This window comes from Streptomonospora nanhaiensis, from assembly GCF_013410565.1.
Classification (GTDB): Bacteria; Actinomycetota; Actinomycetes; order Streptosporangiales; family Streptosporangiaceae; genus Streptomonospora; species Streptomonospora nanhaiensis.
Map to the genome: position 1 here is coordinate 489,863 of NZ_JACCFO010000001.1, position 16,049 is coordinate 505,911.

Here is a 16,049-nt window from a genome sequence, read left to right on the forward strand (position 1 = left end):
GAGGTCAGGCGCCGTAGCGGTCGGCGGCGGCGCGCAGGTAGGCGGCGAGTTCGGCGCGCAGCTCGGCGGGTTCCAGGACCTCGATGTGGGGGCCGTAGGCGGCGAACTGGGACACCGCCACCGGCACCGACTCCACGAGCAGTTCGGCCTCGCACCAGCCGTCGGCGCCGGGGGAGCGGTCGTCGAGGCCGGCGGCGGTGATGGGGGAGGCCAGGGCGCGCACCAGCTCCACGCCGCGCTCGGTGAGGCGGACGCGGGTGCGCAGGGTGTGGCGGCTGCGCTCGAAGTCGGCCGACCACTCGCGCCACCGCCGCGCCAGGTCGAAGTCGGCGGGGCGCTCGAAGGAGTCGGCGCGCAGGGCGGCGGCGGTGAGGCGGGAGACGCGGAAGGTCCGCACGTCGGCCCGCGCGGCGGTGCGCGCGCCCGGGCGGGGGTGCACCCGGGCCAGGAAGTACCAGCCGCCGCCCTTGAGGACCAGCCCCAGCGGGTCGACGGTGCGCTCCACGGCGGTGCCGTCGAAGCGGCGGTAGGCGATGTCGGCGGTGCGCTGGCGCCACACCCCGGCGGCGATGGTGGCCAGGTGCGGGGTGTCCTCGGCGGCGCGCCACCAGCCCACGGCGTCCAGGTGGAACCGCGAGCGCACGCGCTCGGCGCGTTCGCGCAGGTCGTCGGGCAGGGCGGCGAGCAGCTTGAGGTGGGCCACGGCCATCTCGGCGCCCAGTCCCAGCTCGGCGGCGGCCTGGGGGAGCCCGGCCAGGAACAGCGACTCGGCCTCGGCGCCGGTGAGGCCGGTCAGCCGGGTGCGGTAGCCCTCCAGCAGCCGGTAGCCGCCGCCGGTGCCGCGGTCGGCGTAGACGGGGATGCCGGCGCCGCTGAGCGCCTCGACGTCGCGGTAGACGGTGCGCGGGGAGACCTCCAGTTCGGCCGCGAGGTCGGCGGCCGTCATGCGCCCCCGGGTTTGCAGCAGCAGCACCAGCGAAAGCAGCCGACTCGCACGCATCTGCCCAGTATGAGGCCGGTCGGGGACCGCGCCGGCCGCGCGCCGTCGCCGCGGTCCAGGGCCGCGCCACCGGTTTCGACGGGTTTCGGCGGGGGCCGCCCGCGGCCCGTCTCCCCGGTGGCCGCCCGGCCCGGAGGCCGCCCCGGCGCCTGGTAGCTTTGTCGTGTCCGACTGCGGTGGCGCGCTCTTTGACAGGGGGACCAGAGTGAGGCGCCCGACCATTGTCGACATCGCCAAGGCCGCGGGGGTCTCCAAGGGGGCGGTGTCCTGCGCCCTCAACGGGCGCCCCGGGGTCTCCGAGGCCACTCGCGCGCGGATCCTCGGCATCGCCGCCGAACTCGGGTGGGCGCCCAGCAGCGCCGCCCGCGCGCTGTCGGACGGCCGCGCCGGCGCCATCGGGCTGGTCATCGACCGCCCCGCGCTGATCCTGGGCGTCGAGACGTTCTTCATGCGCTTCATCGCCGGCATCCAGGAGGAGTTGGGCGACGGCCCCACGGCCCTGATGCTGCAGTCGGTGGAGGACACCGCCGCCGAGCTGACCACCTACAAGCGCTGGTACGCGGAGCGCCGGGTCGACGGCGTCCTCATGGTCGACCTTCGGCGCGACGACCCCCGCGTGCGCGCCCTGCGCGAGACCGGCCTGCCCGCCGTGGTGGTGGGCGGCCCCGACCACACGCAGGGGCTGCCGTGCGTGTGGGCCGACGACGCCGGCGCGATGCGCGCGGCCGTGGACCACCTCGCGGCACTGGGCCACCGCCGCATCGGCCACATTGCCGGGCCCGAGGACCTGGTCCACACCGCCGAGCGCACCGAGTCGCTGCGCGCGGTCGCCCGCGAGCACGGGCTGGAGGTCCCGCGCGTGGTGCACACCGACTACACCGGCGAGGGCGGCGCGGAGGCGGCCCGCCGCCTGCTGGGGGAGCGGCCCCGGCCCACCGCGCTCATCTTCGACAACGACCTGATGGCGGTGGCCGGGCTGGGCGCCACCCAGGAGCTGGGGCTGTCGGTTCCGGCGGACGTGTCCATCGTGGCCTGGGACGACTCCCCGCTGTGCGAGTCGGTGCGCCCGGGACTGACCGCCGTCCGCCGCGACCTCCCCGAGCACGGCCGCCTCGCGGCGTCACTGCTCCTGGAGGCCGTCGCCGGGGCGCCGCCCCGCCACGTCAGCACCAGCCCGCCCGCCCTGGTCGCACGCGCGAGCACGGCCGCGGGGCCGGCGGGACCGGTGTCCTCGCGGGCCTGACGACCGCCGGGGGTTCCGGTGGGCGACAACCGGTGCCCGGAGAGGGGCCGGAAGTGCGTTGGCGGCACCAAGGGCGGCGGGGGTTCGGCTGCGCGGTCGGCGGGCGCGGTTCTGTGGTGCGGATGGCGGCGGGGGCGCCGACGGCGGCGGGGCCCGGGGTGGGCGACCACCGAGTACCGGGGCCGATGGCGGGGGTTGCGTCGGCGGCACCGAGGACCGCGCACGGCCGGGCCCGGCGGCACCGCACCCGGCGCGTGACCAAGGCCGCGACGGGAGCGGCGAGGGCGGCGTGGTGCTGCTGGGCGGACACCGGGACACGAGGCGTGGGGCCGGGGTTGCGTCGGGGGCGGCGAAGGCCCGTGAGGGCCGGGCGGAAACGGCGCCGGACTTTCCGCCCGTGCGAAACGCGCTTCCGCATTGCCGCGTCGGGGGCCGAAGGCGGGGCCGGTGGGACATTCACCGCATAACGGGCTTGCCGTCCCCGGTCTGCTCTCTGCGGCCGCCGCGTCCGCCGGCGAATCAGCATCGTGGGACGGGCTGGTGGAAGCGCATGTGCTATATGCGGGCAAAATGGGGCATTCTGCCCTCCAATTTCTCACATAGTGAGACGGTGGGCCGTCGATTGCGGCGGGTTGGCGGTTTCGACCGTCCGTGCGGGCGGGAATCCACGATCGTCGCCTTGGCTGACGGACATATGCGAATAAAGCAAACACGGAAACCGCCGGCTGTCTCGCATATTGAGATAAACGACGCTTTGTGGGCGGTGATAAGCCTTGTAGTGTATTCACAAAGCGGACAAAGGTGGCATATGCGCCACCTGGGCGCGGTCGATACAGCAATTTCCGCGACCAGGGCCCCACGGGAGGCGGCTTTCGCCTGACCTGCGCACGGGCGGGCACATCGCAGGAAGCCGTGCTTTCCGCCGGTGCCCGCCCGCGATGCCCCTCCGCCGCCTCGTCGTGGCCCGCGCCCCTGCAGCGAGTGCCGTCACCGCACCGCCGGGCTCAAGCCCGCCGGTTGGCGCTCCCGCCGTGGCCCCGGCCGTCCGCCGCTCTCGGTGCCGCCGTTGTCGCCCGGACCGCCGGGGCGGTGGCCGATGACCGCGCAGCCGCACTTCGGCGGTCCTTGGCGCCCCATTCGCACCCCGGCCGTCCGCATCGTCGATCGGTGACCGCGAGCGCGACCCCCGGTCGTGTCCGTCGCTGCGAATCCTGCCGGGCGTGCCCCTCCTTCCCCGCTCCCTCCCTCCTCTCTCCTCCCCGTGCTCGCCGTCCGTCGTCGCGTCTCTGCCGTGAGTTCGCCGCTGTGACATCGGGCTTTGCGGTTTCGGGGCAATTTCGGTCTGTTACCTCTTGGTGCCTGATGGCGATCGTGTTACATTCATCACGCATGGGAGCGCTCCCAGCGAGCGCAGGTGGCAGTGGCACTCCGAGTTGGACCAACAGGAAGGACCGACACCGTGGCCCGACCCGCTCCTCGAAGCCGCGCGCGGACGCGCCCGCCCCTCCCGGCCTGACCAGGGCCGACCGTGCATCGGGCCGAAGCCCCGGCCGGCTCCCCGCAGGGGCTGCCGCACCGGAAAGGCCCCTCGGGCGCCCCGGGCGTTCACCCCCAAAGCTCCCCGGCCGGCCTTTCGCGCCGGGCGGGCAGCCCCATCGGAGCGCCATCGGCGCGGCCTTCGGGCCCGCCCTCCCACGTTTCCATCCCCCTGACCCCATGGCCACATCACCCCATCCCCATATCGCCCCTTCCCCCGCAACCGTGAGCGGCGCCGCACCCGGCGCGGCGGACGGCGGCACCCCATCCGGACGACGGCGGCCGCATCCGGCCACCGCCCTCCGGGCCGCCGGCGGACCGGGTCCGGGCGGGTCCCCTGCGCCCGGAAACGCCTGCGCCCGCCGTGCCCGAGGCGCGGCGTCCGCTCCCACGACCCTGGGGCCGGCCGCATACACATCACTGCGGCCTCGTGCGGCCGGTCCCAGGCCAAGTCCACCCCCGAACGGCGGCCCGCCCCGGTACCGCCCGGAAGGAGACCGAGACCCATGCCCACCCCCACGCGCACCCGACGCGCCCTGACCGCGCTGGGCGCGGTCGCCGGCCTGACCGGCGCCCTCCTCGCCGCCGCGCCTGTCAGCGGCGCGCTCGCCCACGGCGGGTTCACCTACCCCGCGACCCGCACCTACGCCTGCTACGTCGACGGCATCGAGGGCGGCGTGGGCGGCGGCCTGAACCCGACCAACCCCGCCTGCGCCGACGCCCTGGCCGAGGGCGGCGACTACGCCTTCTACAACTGGTTCGGCAACCTGATCGGCAACGCGGCGGGCAACCACCGCGAGGTCGTGCCCGACGGCAAGCTGTGCGGCCCCACCGCCAACTTCGACGCCTTCACGGCCGCGCGCACCGACTGGCCCACCACCGAGCTGCCCTCCGGCGGCCGGGTGACGTTCCTGCACAACGCCTGGGCGCACCACCCCGGCACCTTCACCCAGTACGTCACCAAGGACGGCTGGAACCCCGCCGAGCCGCTGGGCTGGGACGACCTGGAGCCCGTGCCGTTCGACGAGGTCACCGACCCGCCGATGCGCCAGGGCGGCGAGCAGGGCGCGGAGTACTACTGGGAGGTCCAGCTGCCCGAGAAGAGCGGCTACCACGTCATCTACTCGATCTGGGAGCGCTCCGACAGCCCCGAGGCGTTCTACAACTGCTCCGACGTGGTCTTCACCGGATAGGGCGCTCCCCGGCCCCTTGGGGGCGCCCCCGCGACGAGGGGCGGGACGGCTGCGGTCCCGCCCCTCGTCCGCGCAGAAAACACCGCCCCGCCGCCTACCCCTTCCGCGGCGGGGCGGTGCTCTGCCGCACGACCAGGTTGGTGGCGAGGTCCAGCCGCAGGTTGGGCGGCTGCTGCCCGCGGCTGAGCAGCAGCGCGAGGCGGGTGGCCTCCTCGGCCATCTCCGTGAGCGGCTGGCGCACCGTGGTCAGCGGCGGCCCCACCCACCGGGCCACCGGGAGGTCGTCGTAGCCGACCACGCTCAGGTCCTCGGGGATCCGCACGCCCAGCTCCCGCGCGGCCTCGTACAGGCCCATGGCCTGCAGGTCGCTGCCGGCGAAGATCGCCGTGGGCGGCTCGGGCGACAGCAGCAGGTCGCGGCCGTTGCCGTGGCCGCCCTCCACGTGGAAGTCGCCGGTGCGGATGAGGGAGGGGTCCACCGGCAGGCCGGCGGTGTCCAGCGCCGCGCGGTAGCCGTCGATGCGGGCGCGGCTGCACAGCACGTCGGCGGGGCCGCCGATCACGGCGATGCGCTCGTGGCCCAGTTCGATGAGGTGGCGGGTGGCCACCAGGCCGCCGTTCCAGTTGGCGGAGCCGATGGAGGGCACGTCCTCGCCCGGGTCGCCCGTGGGGTCGACCACCACGAAGGGGATGCTGCGCGCGGCCAGCCGGGCGCGCTGCTCGGGGGCGAGGTCGGAGAAGACCAGGATCGCGGCCGTGGACTGGCGGCTGAGCACGGCGTCGACCCAGGCGTCGCCGGGGCGCTGCTCGCCGCCGGACTCCGAGAGCACGACGCTGAGCCCTTCGGCGCGGGCGATGCGCTCCACACCGCGGATGACCTCGATCGCCCACGCGCTGTCCAGTTCGTGGAAGACCAGGTCGATGGTCGGGGCGCGCCCGGCGCCGGGGCCGCGCCGCCTGCGGTAGCCGTGGCGGTGGATCAGCTCCTCCACGCGCGCCCGGGTTTCGGGCGCGACGTCGGCTCGGCCGTTCAGGACCTTGGAGACCGTGGGCACCGATACGCCGGCCGCCTCCGCAATTTTCGAGATGGTGACGGGTTCGGTGCCGGTGGCGCCCGAGGGGACTGGTGCGGGTTGGGCTGTCACAAGCCCGCATTTTACTGGGAGTCCGCGCGCCGTCCGCAGCGGGGAGGGTGACGAAGTTCTCGTGGAGTATTGACGGTGTTTGTGGCAGCGCCGTAAATTCTGGCAGCACGCATTGCGATAACTTGTCCGATAGTTTCGATAGGACGTGGCCATGACACCCCCCCAACGGACGGGCACCGCCGCCGCGCTCGCGCTGCTCCTGATGACCGCCACAGCCTGCGGAGGCTCCGGGTCCGGATCCGACTCGGGCGATGGCGAACTGAACGTGATGATGTACCAGGACACCCTGGCGGTCGTGCAGCACAACGCCGCCGAGCGATACAACGAGGGCGCCGACGTCCGGGCGGTGATCGACGAGGTCCCCGGCGACGGCTACGACGACAAGCTCCGCACGGTCATGGGATCGGGTGAGGCCCCCGACGTCTTCTTCAACTGGGGCGGCGGCAGCATCGAGCCCTACGTCGAGCAGGACATGCTGCTCTCCCTCGACGACGCCCTGGAGCAGAACCCCGAGATGGAGGAGGCGTTCATCCCCTCCGTCCTGGACGCGGGCAAGATCGACGGCGTGCAGTACGGCATCCCGCTGCGCGGCACCCAGCCGGTCATGCTGTTCTACAACGAGCAGGTCTTCGAGGAGGCCGGCGTCGAGCCGCCCGAGACCTGGGACGACCTGCTCAGCCTCATCGACACCTTCAACGAGGAGGGGATCACGCCCTTCGCGCTGGCCGGCAACACCACCTGGACCCAGCAGATGTGGCTGCAGTACCTGGTGGACCGCCGCGGCGGCCACGAGGTGTTCCAGCGCATCCAGGGGGGCGACTTCGAGGGCTGGCGCGACCCGGCCGTCCTCTGGGCGGCCGAGACCGTCCAGGACCTGGTCGACCGCGGCGCCTTCGGCGACAACTTCGCCTCGGTGAGCTACACCGAGGGCGGCGCCTCGGCGCTGCTGGCCGAGGGCCGCGCGGCCATGCACCTCATGGGGTCCTGGGAGTACTCCACGCAGCTGGCCGAGGCGCCGGAGTTCGCCGAGGAGCACCTGGGCTACACCACCTTCCCCGAGGTCCCCGGCGGCGAGGGCGACCCCGCGGCCGTGGTCGGCAACCCCACCAACTACTTCTCGGTGACCACCGAGGCCGACTCCGCCGCCGCGGTCGACTTCCTCAAGCAGACCTACACCCAGGAGTACGTCGCCGACATGGTCGAGAACGGCGAGGTGCCGGTGACCACCAACGCCGAGGAGCTGCTCGACAACAGCCCCAACCCGGAGTTCGCGCGCTACCAGTACGAACTGGTGCAGGAGGCCCCCACCTTCCAGCTCTCCTGGGACCAGGCCCTGCCCCGCACCGCCGCCGAACCGGTCCTGACCGAGATCGACCGGCTGTTCAACGGGCAGACCACGCCCGAGGAGTTCGTCGACGCCCTGGCGGCGCTGCAGTGAGCGTGCTCTCGCCCAGCCGCGACGGCCGCCGGCCCACCGCGGTCCCCTCGGCGCGCACCGCCCCCTCGGGGCGGGCGCGCCGGGCGGGGCCGCGTGTGGGCCGTCCCGGCGCCTGGTGGGCGCTGCCCGCCCTGGCCTTCTTCGCGGCCTTCGCCATCCTGCCCATGGGCCTGGTCGTCTACCTGTCCTTCACCGAGTGGGGCGGTCTGGGCGACCCCCGCTTCATCGGCACGGACAACTGGACCCGCCTGGTCGGCGACCCCGCCATGCACCGCGCGGTCGTGCTCACCCTCGTCCTCAGCGTCAGCAGCTGGGCCGTGCAGACCCCCATCGCCCTGCTGCTGGGGGTCTGGGCGGCCGGGCGCCAGCGCAACCGCGCGATCCTCTCCGCCGTGTTCTTCGTGCCGCTGCTGCTGTCCTCGGCCGCCGTCGCCATCATCTGGCGGGCGCTGCTGGACCCCAACTTCGGCCCGCTGGCCCAGATCGGCCCGCTGATCGGCATGCCCGGACTGGACCTGCTCAGCGACGGCGCGGCCGCCTTCGGCGTGATCGTGTTCGTCACCGCCTGGCAGTTCATCCCGCTGCACATGCTGCTCTACCAGGGCGGTGCCCGCCAGATCCCCGCCTCGCTCTACCAGGCCGCCGAGATCGACGGCGCCGGGCGGCTGCGCGCCTTCTGGCACATCACGCTGCCCCAGCTGCGCAACACCATCACGACCTCCTCGGTGCTGATGGTGGTGGGCTCGCTGACCTACTTCGACACCGTGCTCATCCTGACCGGCGGCGGCCCCGGCACCGACACCACGATCGTGCCCTACCTGATGTACCGGGTCGGGTTCGAGAGCTACCAGTACGGCTACGCCAGCGCGATCGCCTTCACCCTGGTGGTCGTGGCCACGGCCGTCTCGCTGGTGATGGTGCGCCTGACCGGCTTCGGCGCGATGCGCAGCACCCGGGAGGGAATGTGACCACGACCTCCGCGGCCCCGGCCGCCCCCGCGCGCACCGCCCCGCGGCGCCGGCGCTCCCTGCGCGACCGCCCCAACCCGCTGGCGGGGCTGGGCGCGCTGGCCTGGCTGCTGGTGGTGGGCGTGCCGCTGTACGCCCTGCTGGTGGCCACCTTCCAGCAGACCGAGGAGTACCGCACCGCCGGCCCCCTCACCGTGCCCGCCGACCCCACCCTGGACAACTACGTGGGGGCCTTCGGCAGCGGGCTGATCACCTTCGTGTGGAACACGATGCTGGTCACCGCCGGCGTGGTGGCCATCGTCGTGGTGCTGTCGGTGATGGCCGGCTACGCCATCGTGCGCTCGCGCACCTGGCTGACCAACGGGTTCTTCCGGGTGTTCCTGCTGGGCCTGGCCATCCCCTCCCAGGCGGTGATCATCCCGGTCTACCTGATCATCGTGCAGCTGGACTTCTACGACTCCCTGCTGGCGGTCGTGCTGCCCACCGCGGCGTTCGCGCTGCCGGTGTGCGTGCTGATCCTGACCGGGTCGATGCGCGACATCTCCGACGAGCTGTACGAGGCCATGGCCCTGGACGGCGCCGGCGCGGGCCGCACGTTCCTGCGGCTGGTGGTGCCGCTGTCGCGCTCGGGCATCAGCACCATCGCCGTCTACGCCGCGCTCCAGGCCTGGAACGGGTTCCTCTTCCCGCTGATCCTGACCCAGTCCGCGGGCACCCGGGTCATCACGCTCGGACTCTACGAGTTCCAGGGCCAGTACCGGGTCGACATCCCCGGCCTGCTGACCGCGGTCGTGCTGGCCACCGTGCCGCTGTTCCTCGTCTACCTCGTCGCCCGCCGGTCGCTGATCAGCGGGCTCATGGGGGTCGGCGGCAAGTAGCCGCCCCCAGCACGCACCGCCACGAACGGACCACCGCCACCGGCGCCGCCCACCGCGCGCGCCGCCGTGGCCACTCACGAAGGACGGTAAATGACGTCTCCCTCTGAGCCCGCACCCTGGCAGGACCCGGCGCGCCCGGCCGCCGAACGGGCGGGCGAGGTCCTTAGGCTCATGACCCTTGAGGAGAAGGCCGCCCAGCTCTACGGGATCTGGGTGGGGGCCGACGCCTCCGGCGAGGGGGTGGCGCCCCACCAGCACGACCTCACCGAGGAGCCCTTGGTGTGGGAGGAGGCGATCCGCCACGGCCTGGGCCAGCTCACCCGCCCCTTCGGCACCGCGCCGGTCGACCCCGCCATGGGCGTGCAGGCGCTGGCCAACTCCCAGAAGGAGATCGCCGCGGCCAACCGGTTCCACATCCCCGCCATCGCCCACGAGGAGTGCCTTTCGGGCTTCGCCGCCTACACCGCCACGGTCTACCCCACGCCGCTGGCGTGGGGCGCCACCTTCGACCCCGGCCTGGTCGAGGCCATGGCCGCGCGCATCGGCGCGGCCATGCGCCGCGTGGGCGTGCACCAGGGCCTGGCGCCGGTCCTGGACGTCACCCGCGACCTGCGCTGGGGCCGCACCGAGGAGACCATCGGCGAGGACCCCTACCTGGTGGGCACCGTGGCCACCGGGTACGTGCGCGGCCTGCAGTCCGCCGGCGTGGTGGCCACGCTCAAGCACTTCGTCGGCTACTCCGCCTCCCGCGCCGGGCGCAACCTGGCGCCGGTGTCGATGGGGCCGCGCGAGGTGGCCGACCTGCTGCTGCCGCCCTTTGAGATGGCGTTCACCCTGGGCGGCGCCCGCTCGGTCATGAGTTCCTACACCGCCAACGACGGGGTGCCGGTGGCGGCCGATCCCGACCTGCTCACCGGGCTGCTGCGCGAGCGGTGGGGGTTCTCCGGCACGGTGGTCTCCGACTACTTCGGCATCACCTTCCTGGAGACCCTGCACGGCACCGCCGGCACCGCCGCCGAGGCCGCCGCCGCGGCGCTGGCCGCCGGGGTGGACGTGGAACTGCCCAACCCGCGCTGCTACGGCCCGGCCCTGGTCGAGGCGGTGCGCGCCGGGCGGGTGCCCGAGGAACTGGTCGACCGGGCCGCGCTGCGGGTGCTCACCCAAAAGTGCGAGCTGGGCCTGCTGGACCCCGACTGGAGCCCGTTCCCGGGCGACGCCGCCGAGCGGGAAGCCGAGGCCACGGGGGCCGGCGCCCCCGACGTGGACCTGGACCCCGACGAGGACCGCGACCTGGCCCGCCGCGTGGCCGAGGAGTCGGTGGTGCTGCTGGCCAACGAGTCGGGTGCGCTGCCGCTGGCGCCGGGCGGCGAGGTGGCCGTGGTCGGTCCGCTGGCCGACACCCACGAGGCCATGCTCGGCTGCTACTCCTTCCCCGCCCACGTCGGGCCGGCCCACCCCGACGCCGGGCTGGGGGTGGAGGTGCCCACCCTGCTGGAGTCGCTGCGCGCCGCGCTGCCGGGCACGACGCTGGTGCACCGGCCCGGCTGCGCGGTCGACGGCGACGACACCTCCGGGATCGCCGAGGCCGCCGCGGCGGCCTCGCGCGCCCGGGTGTGCGTGGCCGTCCTGGGCGACCGCGCCGGGCTGTTCGGGCGCGGCACCTCCGGCGAGGGCTGCGACGTCGCCGACCTGCGGCTGCCCGGGGTGCAGCAGCGGCTGCTGGAGGCGCTGGTGGAGACCGGCACCCCGGTGGTGCTGGTGCTGATGACCGGCCGGCCCTACGCGCTGGGCGGCGCCGGCGAGCGCGCCGCGGCCGTCGTCCAGGCGTTCTTCCCCGGCGAGGAGGGCGGCGCGGCGGTGGCCGGCGTGCTCACCGGCCGGGTCAACCCCAGCGGCCGGCTGCCGGTGGGGGTGCCGCGCGACCCCGGCGGCCAGCCCGCGACCTACCTGACCGCGGCGCTGGGCGGGGCCAGCGAGGTCAGCTCGGTGGACCCCACCCCGCTGTTCCCCTTCGGGCACGGGCTGTCCTACACCGAGTTCGCGTGGTCGGACTTCGCGGTGGCCGGTGCGGCGGCGGGCGGGGAAGGGCCCGCCGCCGCGGCCGGCCCGGCCGCCGGGTCCGCCGCGCCCAGCGCGCCGACCGACGGCGCCTTCACGGTGGCGTGCACGGTGGCCAACACCGGCGGGCGCGCCGGAACCGAGGTCGTGCAGCTCTACCTGGGCGACCCGGTGGCGCGGGTGAGCCTGCCGGTGCGCCGCCTGGTCGGCTACGCCCGGGTGGACCTGGCGGCCGGGCAGCGGCGCCGGGTGGAGTTCACCGTGCCGGCCGACCTGGCCTCCTACACCGGCCCCGACGGCCGCCGGACCGTGGAGGCCGGCGAGCTGGTGCTGGAGCTGGCGGCCTCCAGCGCCCGGGCGGTGCACACCGCGCGGGTGCGGCTGGAGGGCCCCGTGCGCGCGGTCGACCACACCCGCGCGCTGGTCAGCGCGGCGCGGCTGGGACCGCCCGAGGCGCTGGAGGGCTGACCTGGCGGGCGCGCGGACCGGGGGACCGGTCCGCGCGCCCGCGCACCTGCGCTGGGAAAGCGCTCTCAAAGGCTCGCGGGACCAGTCGCGCCTCTTGTCCTAAACCGGTTTAGTTTCGATAACGCCCCTTGACCACTGAACCGGTTCAGTGATGTTCTGACCGCCGGTGGCGCAGATCACAACCGCCGAGGGCGGCGTCCCGACCCGCCCGCCGGACAGGCGCCCCGCCGCCGCGGCGGCACCCCCTCGCGGACCGAGCACTGGGAGTAGGACATGGGAAACCGGCTGAGATGGGCGAGCGCGGCCCTGGTCGTGGGGCTCGCCGCGGCGGGCTGCACCGGCGGGGGAGGCGGTGAGGGCGAGGGCGGCTACCCTCGCGCCCAGACGCTCTACACCACGGGTACGCAGTGGGGCCCGCCCGCCAACTGGAACCCCATCATGAACTGGGAGTACACCACCGGCACCGTGGGCTACATCTACGAGCCGCTGTTCCTCTACGACCCGCTCGCCGGCGAGTACATCCCCTGGCTGGCGGAGTCGGAGGAGTGGGTGGACGACACCACCTACGAGGTCACCCTGCGCGAGGGCGTCGAGTGGTCCGACGGCGAGCCGCTCACCGCCGAGGACGTGGTCTTCACCTACGAGCTGGCCCGGTTCGAGTCGGTGCCCTACAGCCACGTGTGGGACTGGCTGGCGAGCGCCGAGGCCGTGGACGAGCGCACCGCCCGGTTCGAGTTCGAGACCCCCCGCTACCAGGAGTGGGCCTACTTCACCTACTCCAACCCCATCGTGCCCCGCCACCTGTGGCAGGACCGCAGCGAGGAGGAGGTCACCGCCTCGGCCAACGAGAACCCCGTCGGCACCGGCCCCTACCTCTACGAGGACCACAGCGAGGACCGCCAGGTCTACCGGCGCAACCCCGACTGGTGGGCGATCGAGGCCCTCGACATGCGCGCGGCCCCCGAGTACATCGTCGACATCGTCAACACCAGCAACGAGGTCACCCAGCGCCTGCTCACCCAGGGCGAGGTCGACCTGAGCAACAACTTCCTGCCCGGGATCAACCAGACCATCGAGGGCAACCCCAGCATCACCAGCTACTTCGAGGAGCCGCCCTACATGCTGGCGGCCAACACCGCCTGGCTGGTGCCCAACACCACCCGCGAGCCCATGGACGACCCGGAGTTCCGCCGGGCCCTGGCCACCTCCATCGACATCGAGCAGATCGTCGAGGGCCCCTACAGCAACCTCGTCGAGCCGGCCGACCCCACCGGCCTGCTGCCCGCCTGGGACGACTACGTCGACCAGGACGTCGTGGCGGAGCACGGGTTCGGCCACGACCCCGACGAGGCGGAGTCCATCCTGGCCGAGGCCGGCTACGAGGACACCGACGGCGACGGCTTCGTGGAGACCCCCGACGGCGACGCCGTCGAGCTGACCCTCATCGTGCCCTCCGGCTGGACCGACTGGATGGAGGCCGCCCGCATCATCAGCGAGAACGCCCAAGCGGTCGGCATCAACGTCACCGAGGAGTTCCCCGACCAGGCCGCGCTCAACGACCAGCGCGCCGCCGGCGACTTCGACCTGGTGATCAACAACGAGCGCCAGCTCAGCAACACGCCCTGGACCTACTACGACTACATGTTCCGGCTGCCCGTCCAGGACAGCCAGACCACGGTCAACTTCGGGCGCTATGAGAACGAGGAGCTGTGGGACCTCACCCAGGAGCTGGCTGAGACCCCGGTCGACGACACCGAGGCGATGCGCGACACCATCAGCCGGATCCAGGAGATCCAGCTGCGGGAGATGCCGATCATCCCGCTCTGGTACAACGGCCTCTGGTCGCAGTACAGCACGCAGCACTGGGGCAACTGGCCCTCCGACGCCGAGGGCGCCCCCCACTACCTGCCCACCACCTGGCGCAACTACAACCAGCTCGGCGCCGTGCTGACGCTGACCGAACTGGAGCCGGCCGGCGGCTAGGCCGGGCGCACAGCCCCCCGGCCGCGCCCGCGCGGCCGGGCCGGGACCCGCCCCCTTCCTCCCGTGCCACCGGGAAGGGGGCGGGGCCCCACCCACCGGCCCCGCCGCCGCGCCCCGCACGCCGCGCCCCCGCGCCCGACCGCACGGGCGCCGCGCCCGGCACCCCGACCTCCGGAGGCCCCGTTGCGCCGCTACCTCGCCCGCAAGATCCTCATCTACGCGCTCACCTTCTTCGTCGCGGTGAGCGTCAACTGGCTCATCCCCCGGCTCATGCCCGGCGACCCCATCCGCACCATGCTCAGCCGCGGCGCCTCCGGCGACGAGGAGTCCATGGAGCGCATGCGCGCCTACTACGAGCAGACGTTCGGCCTGGACGAGCCCGCCTGGCAGCAGTACCTCAACTTCTGGACCTCGCTGGCCCGAGGCGACCTCGGTATCAGCGTCTGGCTGTTCCCCCAGCCCGTCACCGAGATCCTGCTCGCCGCCGTGCCCTACACGCTGGCCCTGCTGCTGCCGGCCACCCTGCTGAGCTGGGTCGCGGGCAACCGCTTCGGTGCCTTCGCCGCCCGCAGCAGGTGGCTGGACAACACCGTGCTGCCGCTGGGCTACGTCCTCACCGCCACCCCCTACATGTGGCTGGGCATCCTGCTGGCCTGGGGGCTGGGGATCGTCGCCGGCTGGTTCCCCACCGCCGGGCCCTACGGGTTCGGCTCCATCCCCGGCTGGAACTGGCCCTTCATCACCGACCTGGTCTCCCACTGGTTCCTGCCGTTCGCCTCGCTGTTCCTCGTGGCGTTCGGCGGCTGGGCCATCGGCATGCGCAACATGATCATCTACGAACTGGAGGCGGAGTACTCCACCTACCTGGAGGCGCTGGGCGCGCCGCGCCGCCTGGTGCGCCGCTACGCCTTCCGCAACGCCGTGCTGCCCCAGCTCACCGGCCTGGCCGTGCAGCTGGGCACGATCGTGGCCGGGGCCCTGCTCACCGAGATCGTCTTCGCCTACCCGGGCCTGGGCAACCTCATCCTGGAGGCGGTCAACAACCGCGACTTCTTCCTGCTGCAGGGCGCCTTCCTGTTCATCGTCATCGGCGTGCTCATCGCCAACTTCATCGTCGACGTCATCTACGTCGTGGTCGACCCCCGCACCCGGACCCAGATGCAGGGAGGCGCCGCGTGAGCCCCCGACGCCCCCGCCGCAGGACCGCAAGGAGCCGCACATGAGCGAGATGGAGCCCGACGTCCGGGCCGTCCAGGCCGCCGAGGGCCTGCCCGCCCAGGCCGGGCCGCCCGAGCGCCGCTGGGGGGAGTCGCTGCACTTCGCCCTGCGCAACACCAAGCTGCTGGTCGGCGCCGGCGTGGTCCTCCTGCTGCTGCTGACCGGCCTGGTCGCGCCGCTGTTCGTGCAGGAGGGCCCCAACGTCTACGTCGGCCCCCAGGCCCAGGCGCCCTCCGCCGAGTACTGGCTGGGCACCACCAACTTCGGCCAGGACGTCTACGCCCAGTTCGTCTACGGCTTGCGCTCCACCTTCCTGGTCGGGCTGGTGGGCGGCGGGATCGCCGCCGTGGTGGGCATGGTGGTGGGCTTCACCGCCGGCTACCGCGGCGGGCTCGTCGACGAGGTGCTCAACATGATCACCAACGTCGTGCTGGTGCTGCCCGCCCTGGTCGTGCTGATCATCGCCGCGGCCTACCTCCAGGCGCGCGGCATCGCCCTGCAGGGCCTGTTCATCGGGCTGACCTCCTGGCCGTGGGTGGCGCGGGCGGTGCGCGCCCAGACGCTCTCGCTGGCCACCCGCGACTTCGTGGACCTCGCCCGGATGAGCGGGCGGCGCGCGCACAGCATCGTCTTCCGCGAGATCGCGCCCAACATGAGCTCCTACCTGTTCATGACCTTCATCCTGCTCTTCGGCAGCGCCATCCTCATCGCCGCCGGCCTGGACTTCATCGGCCTGGGCCCCACCGAGGGCGTCTCCCTGGGGCTGATGATGCACAACGCCGTCACCTGGGGCGCGCTGCAGCTGGGCATGTGGTGGTGGTTCGTGCCGCCGGGCCTCGGCATCACCGCACTGGTCGGGTCGCTCTACATCATGAACGTCGGGCTGGACGAGGTGTTCAACCCCAAGCTGAGGGAGCTGTAG

Annotated in this window: 11 protein-coding genes; 9 read left to right on the forward strand and 2 right to left on the reverse strand. The window is 73.3% G+C overall.

Features of this window, described 5'->3' with window-relative positions; genetic code table 11:
* Positions 1 to 4 precede the first annotated feature (4 nt).
* Complete coding sequence (locus HNR12_RS01950) at positions 5 to 1,000, reverse strand: helix-turn-helix transcriptional regulator (protein WP_179765836.1); 996 nt, start codon at positions 998 to 1,000, stop codon at positions 5 to 7.
* Positions 1,001 to 1,205: 205 nt separating this feature from the next.
* Between HNR12_RS01950 and HNR12_RS01955 the strand changes: the two genes are divergently transcribed.
* Together HNR12_RS01955 and HNR12_RS01960 are read left to right on the forward strand one after the other, a co-directional pair.
* On the forward strand, positions 1,206 to 2,243 hold the full coding sequence (locus HNR12_RS01955; RefSeq protein ID WP_179765837.1) for a LacI family DNA-binding transcriptional regulator: 1,038 nt from the start codon (positions 1,206 to 1,208) through the stop codon (positions 2,241 to 2,243).
* Between the two features lie 2,042 nt (positions 2,244 to 4,285).
* Positions 4,286 to 4,972 (forward strand): lytic polysaccharide monooxygenase auxiliary activity family 9 protein, encoded by a 687-nt coding sequence (locus HNR12_RS01960; protein ID WP_179765838.1) that lies wholly within the window; start codon positions 4,286 to 4,288, stop codon positions 4,970 to 4,972.
* Positions 4,973 to 5,066: 94 nt separating this feature from the next.
* Here the strand turns inward: HNR12_RS01960 and HNR12_RS01965 are convergent, their stop codons facing one another.
* Complete coding sequence (locus HNR12_RS01965) at positions 5,067 to 6,050, reverse strand: LacI family DNA-binding transcriptional regulator (RefSeq protein ID WP_217782756.1); 984 nt, start codon at positions 6,048 to 6,050, stop codon at positions 5,067 to 5,069.
* Positions 6,051 to 6,267: 217 nt separating this feature from the next.
* On the opposite strand from HNR12_RS01965, the gene HNR12_RS01970 reads away from it, so the two are divergent.
* The 7 genes from HNR12_RS01970 (at position 6,268) to HNR12_RS02000 (ending at position 16,049) form a co-directional block, all read left to right on the forward strand.
* Positions 6,268 to 7,554: an extracellular solute-binding protein gene (locus tag HNR12_RS01970; RefSeq protein WP_179765840.1), complete on the forward strand. Its 1,287-nt coding sequence runs from the start codon at positions 6,268 to 6,270 to the stop codon at positions 7,552 to 7,554.
* Positions 7,551 to 8,522, forward strand: a complete 972-nt coding sequence (locus HNR12_RS01975) for a carbohydrate ABC transporter permease (RefSeq protein ID WP_308118448.1) — start codon at positions 7,551 to 7,553, stop codon at positions 8,520 to 8,522. Before HNR12_RS01970 ends, HNR12_RS01975 begins: the two co-directional genes overlap by 4 nt.
* Positions 8,519 to 9,400 carry a carbohydrate ABC transporter permease gene (locus tag HNR12_RS01980; protein WP_179765841.1) on the forward strand — a complete coding sequence of 294 codons (882 nt, stop codon included), beginning with the start codon at positions 8,519 to 8,521 and terminating at the stop codon, positions 9,398 to 9,400. Before HNR12_RS01975 ends, HNR12_RS01980 begins: the two co-directional genes overlap by 4 nt.
* A gap of 90 nt (positions 9,401 to 9,490) precedes the next feature.
* Complete coding sequence (locus HNR12_RS01985) at positions 9,491 to 11,926, forward strand: beta-xylosidase/alpha-l-arabinosidase (protein WP_179765842.1); 2,436 nt, start codon at positions 9,491 to 9,493, stop codon at positions 11,924 to 11,926.
* A 273-nt stretch (positions 11,927 to 12,199) separates the two neighbouring features.
* Positions 12,200 to 13,909 (forward strand): ABC transporter substrate-binding protein, encoded by a 1,710-nt coding sequence (locus HNR12_RS01990; RefSeq protein ID WP_179765843.1) that lies wholly within the window; start codon positions 12,200 to 12,202, stop codon positions 13,907 to 13,909.
* Positions 13,910 to 14,092: 183 nt separating this feature from the next.
* Entirely contained in the window at positions 14,093 to 15,088 is a 996-nt protein-coding gene (locus tag HNR12_RS01995) for an ABC transporter permease (protein WP_179765844.1), read from the forward strand.
* A gap of 49 nt (positions 15,089 to 15,137) precedes the next feature.
* A complete protein-coding gene (locus tag HNR12_RS02000; RefSeq protein ID WP_179770334.1) occupies positions 15,138 to 16,049 on the forward strand; it encodes an ABC transporter permease in 912 nt (303 codons plus the stop codon).

Excerpts from the sequence above, each read along its gene's own strand:
- HNR12_RS01950 (WP_179765836.1), bottom strand. The coding sequence starts at position 1,000 with ATGCGTGCGAGTCGGCTGCTTTCGCTGGTGCTGCTGCTGCAAACCCGG.
- HNR12_RS01960 (WP_179765838.1), top strand. The coding sequence starts at position 4,286 with ATGCCCACCCCCACGCGCACCCGACGCGCCCTGACCGCGCTGGGCGCG.
- HNR12_RS01970 (WP_179765840.1), top strand. The coding sequence starts at position 6,268 with ATGACACCCCCCCAACGGACGGGCACCGCCGCCGCGCTCGCGCTGCTC.
- HNR12_RS01985 (WP_179765842.1), top strand. The coding sequence starts at position 9,491 with ATGACGTCTCCCTCTGAGCCCGCACCCTGGCAGGACCCGGCGCGCCCG.
- HNR12_RS01990 (WP_179765843.1), top strand. The coding sequence starts at position 12,200 with ATGGGAAACCGGCTGAGATGGGCGAGCGCGGCCCTGGTCGTGGGGCTC.
- HNR12_RS02000 (WP_179770334.1), top strand. The coding sequence starts at position 15,138 with ATGGAGCCCGACGTCCGGGCCGTCCAGGCCGCCGAGGGCCTGCCCGCC.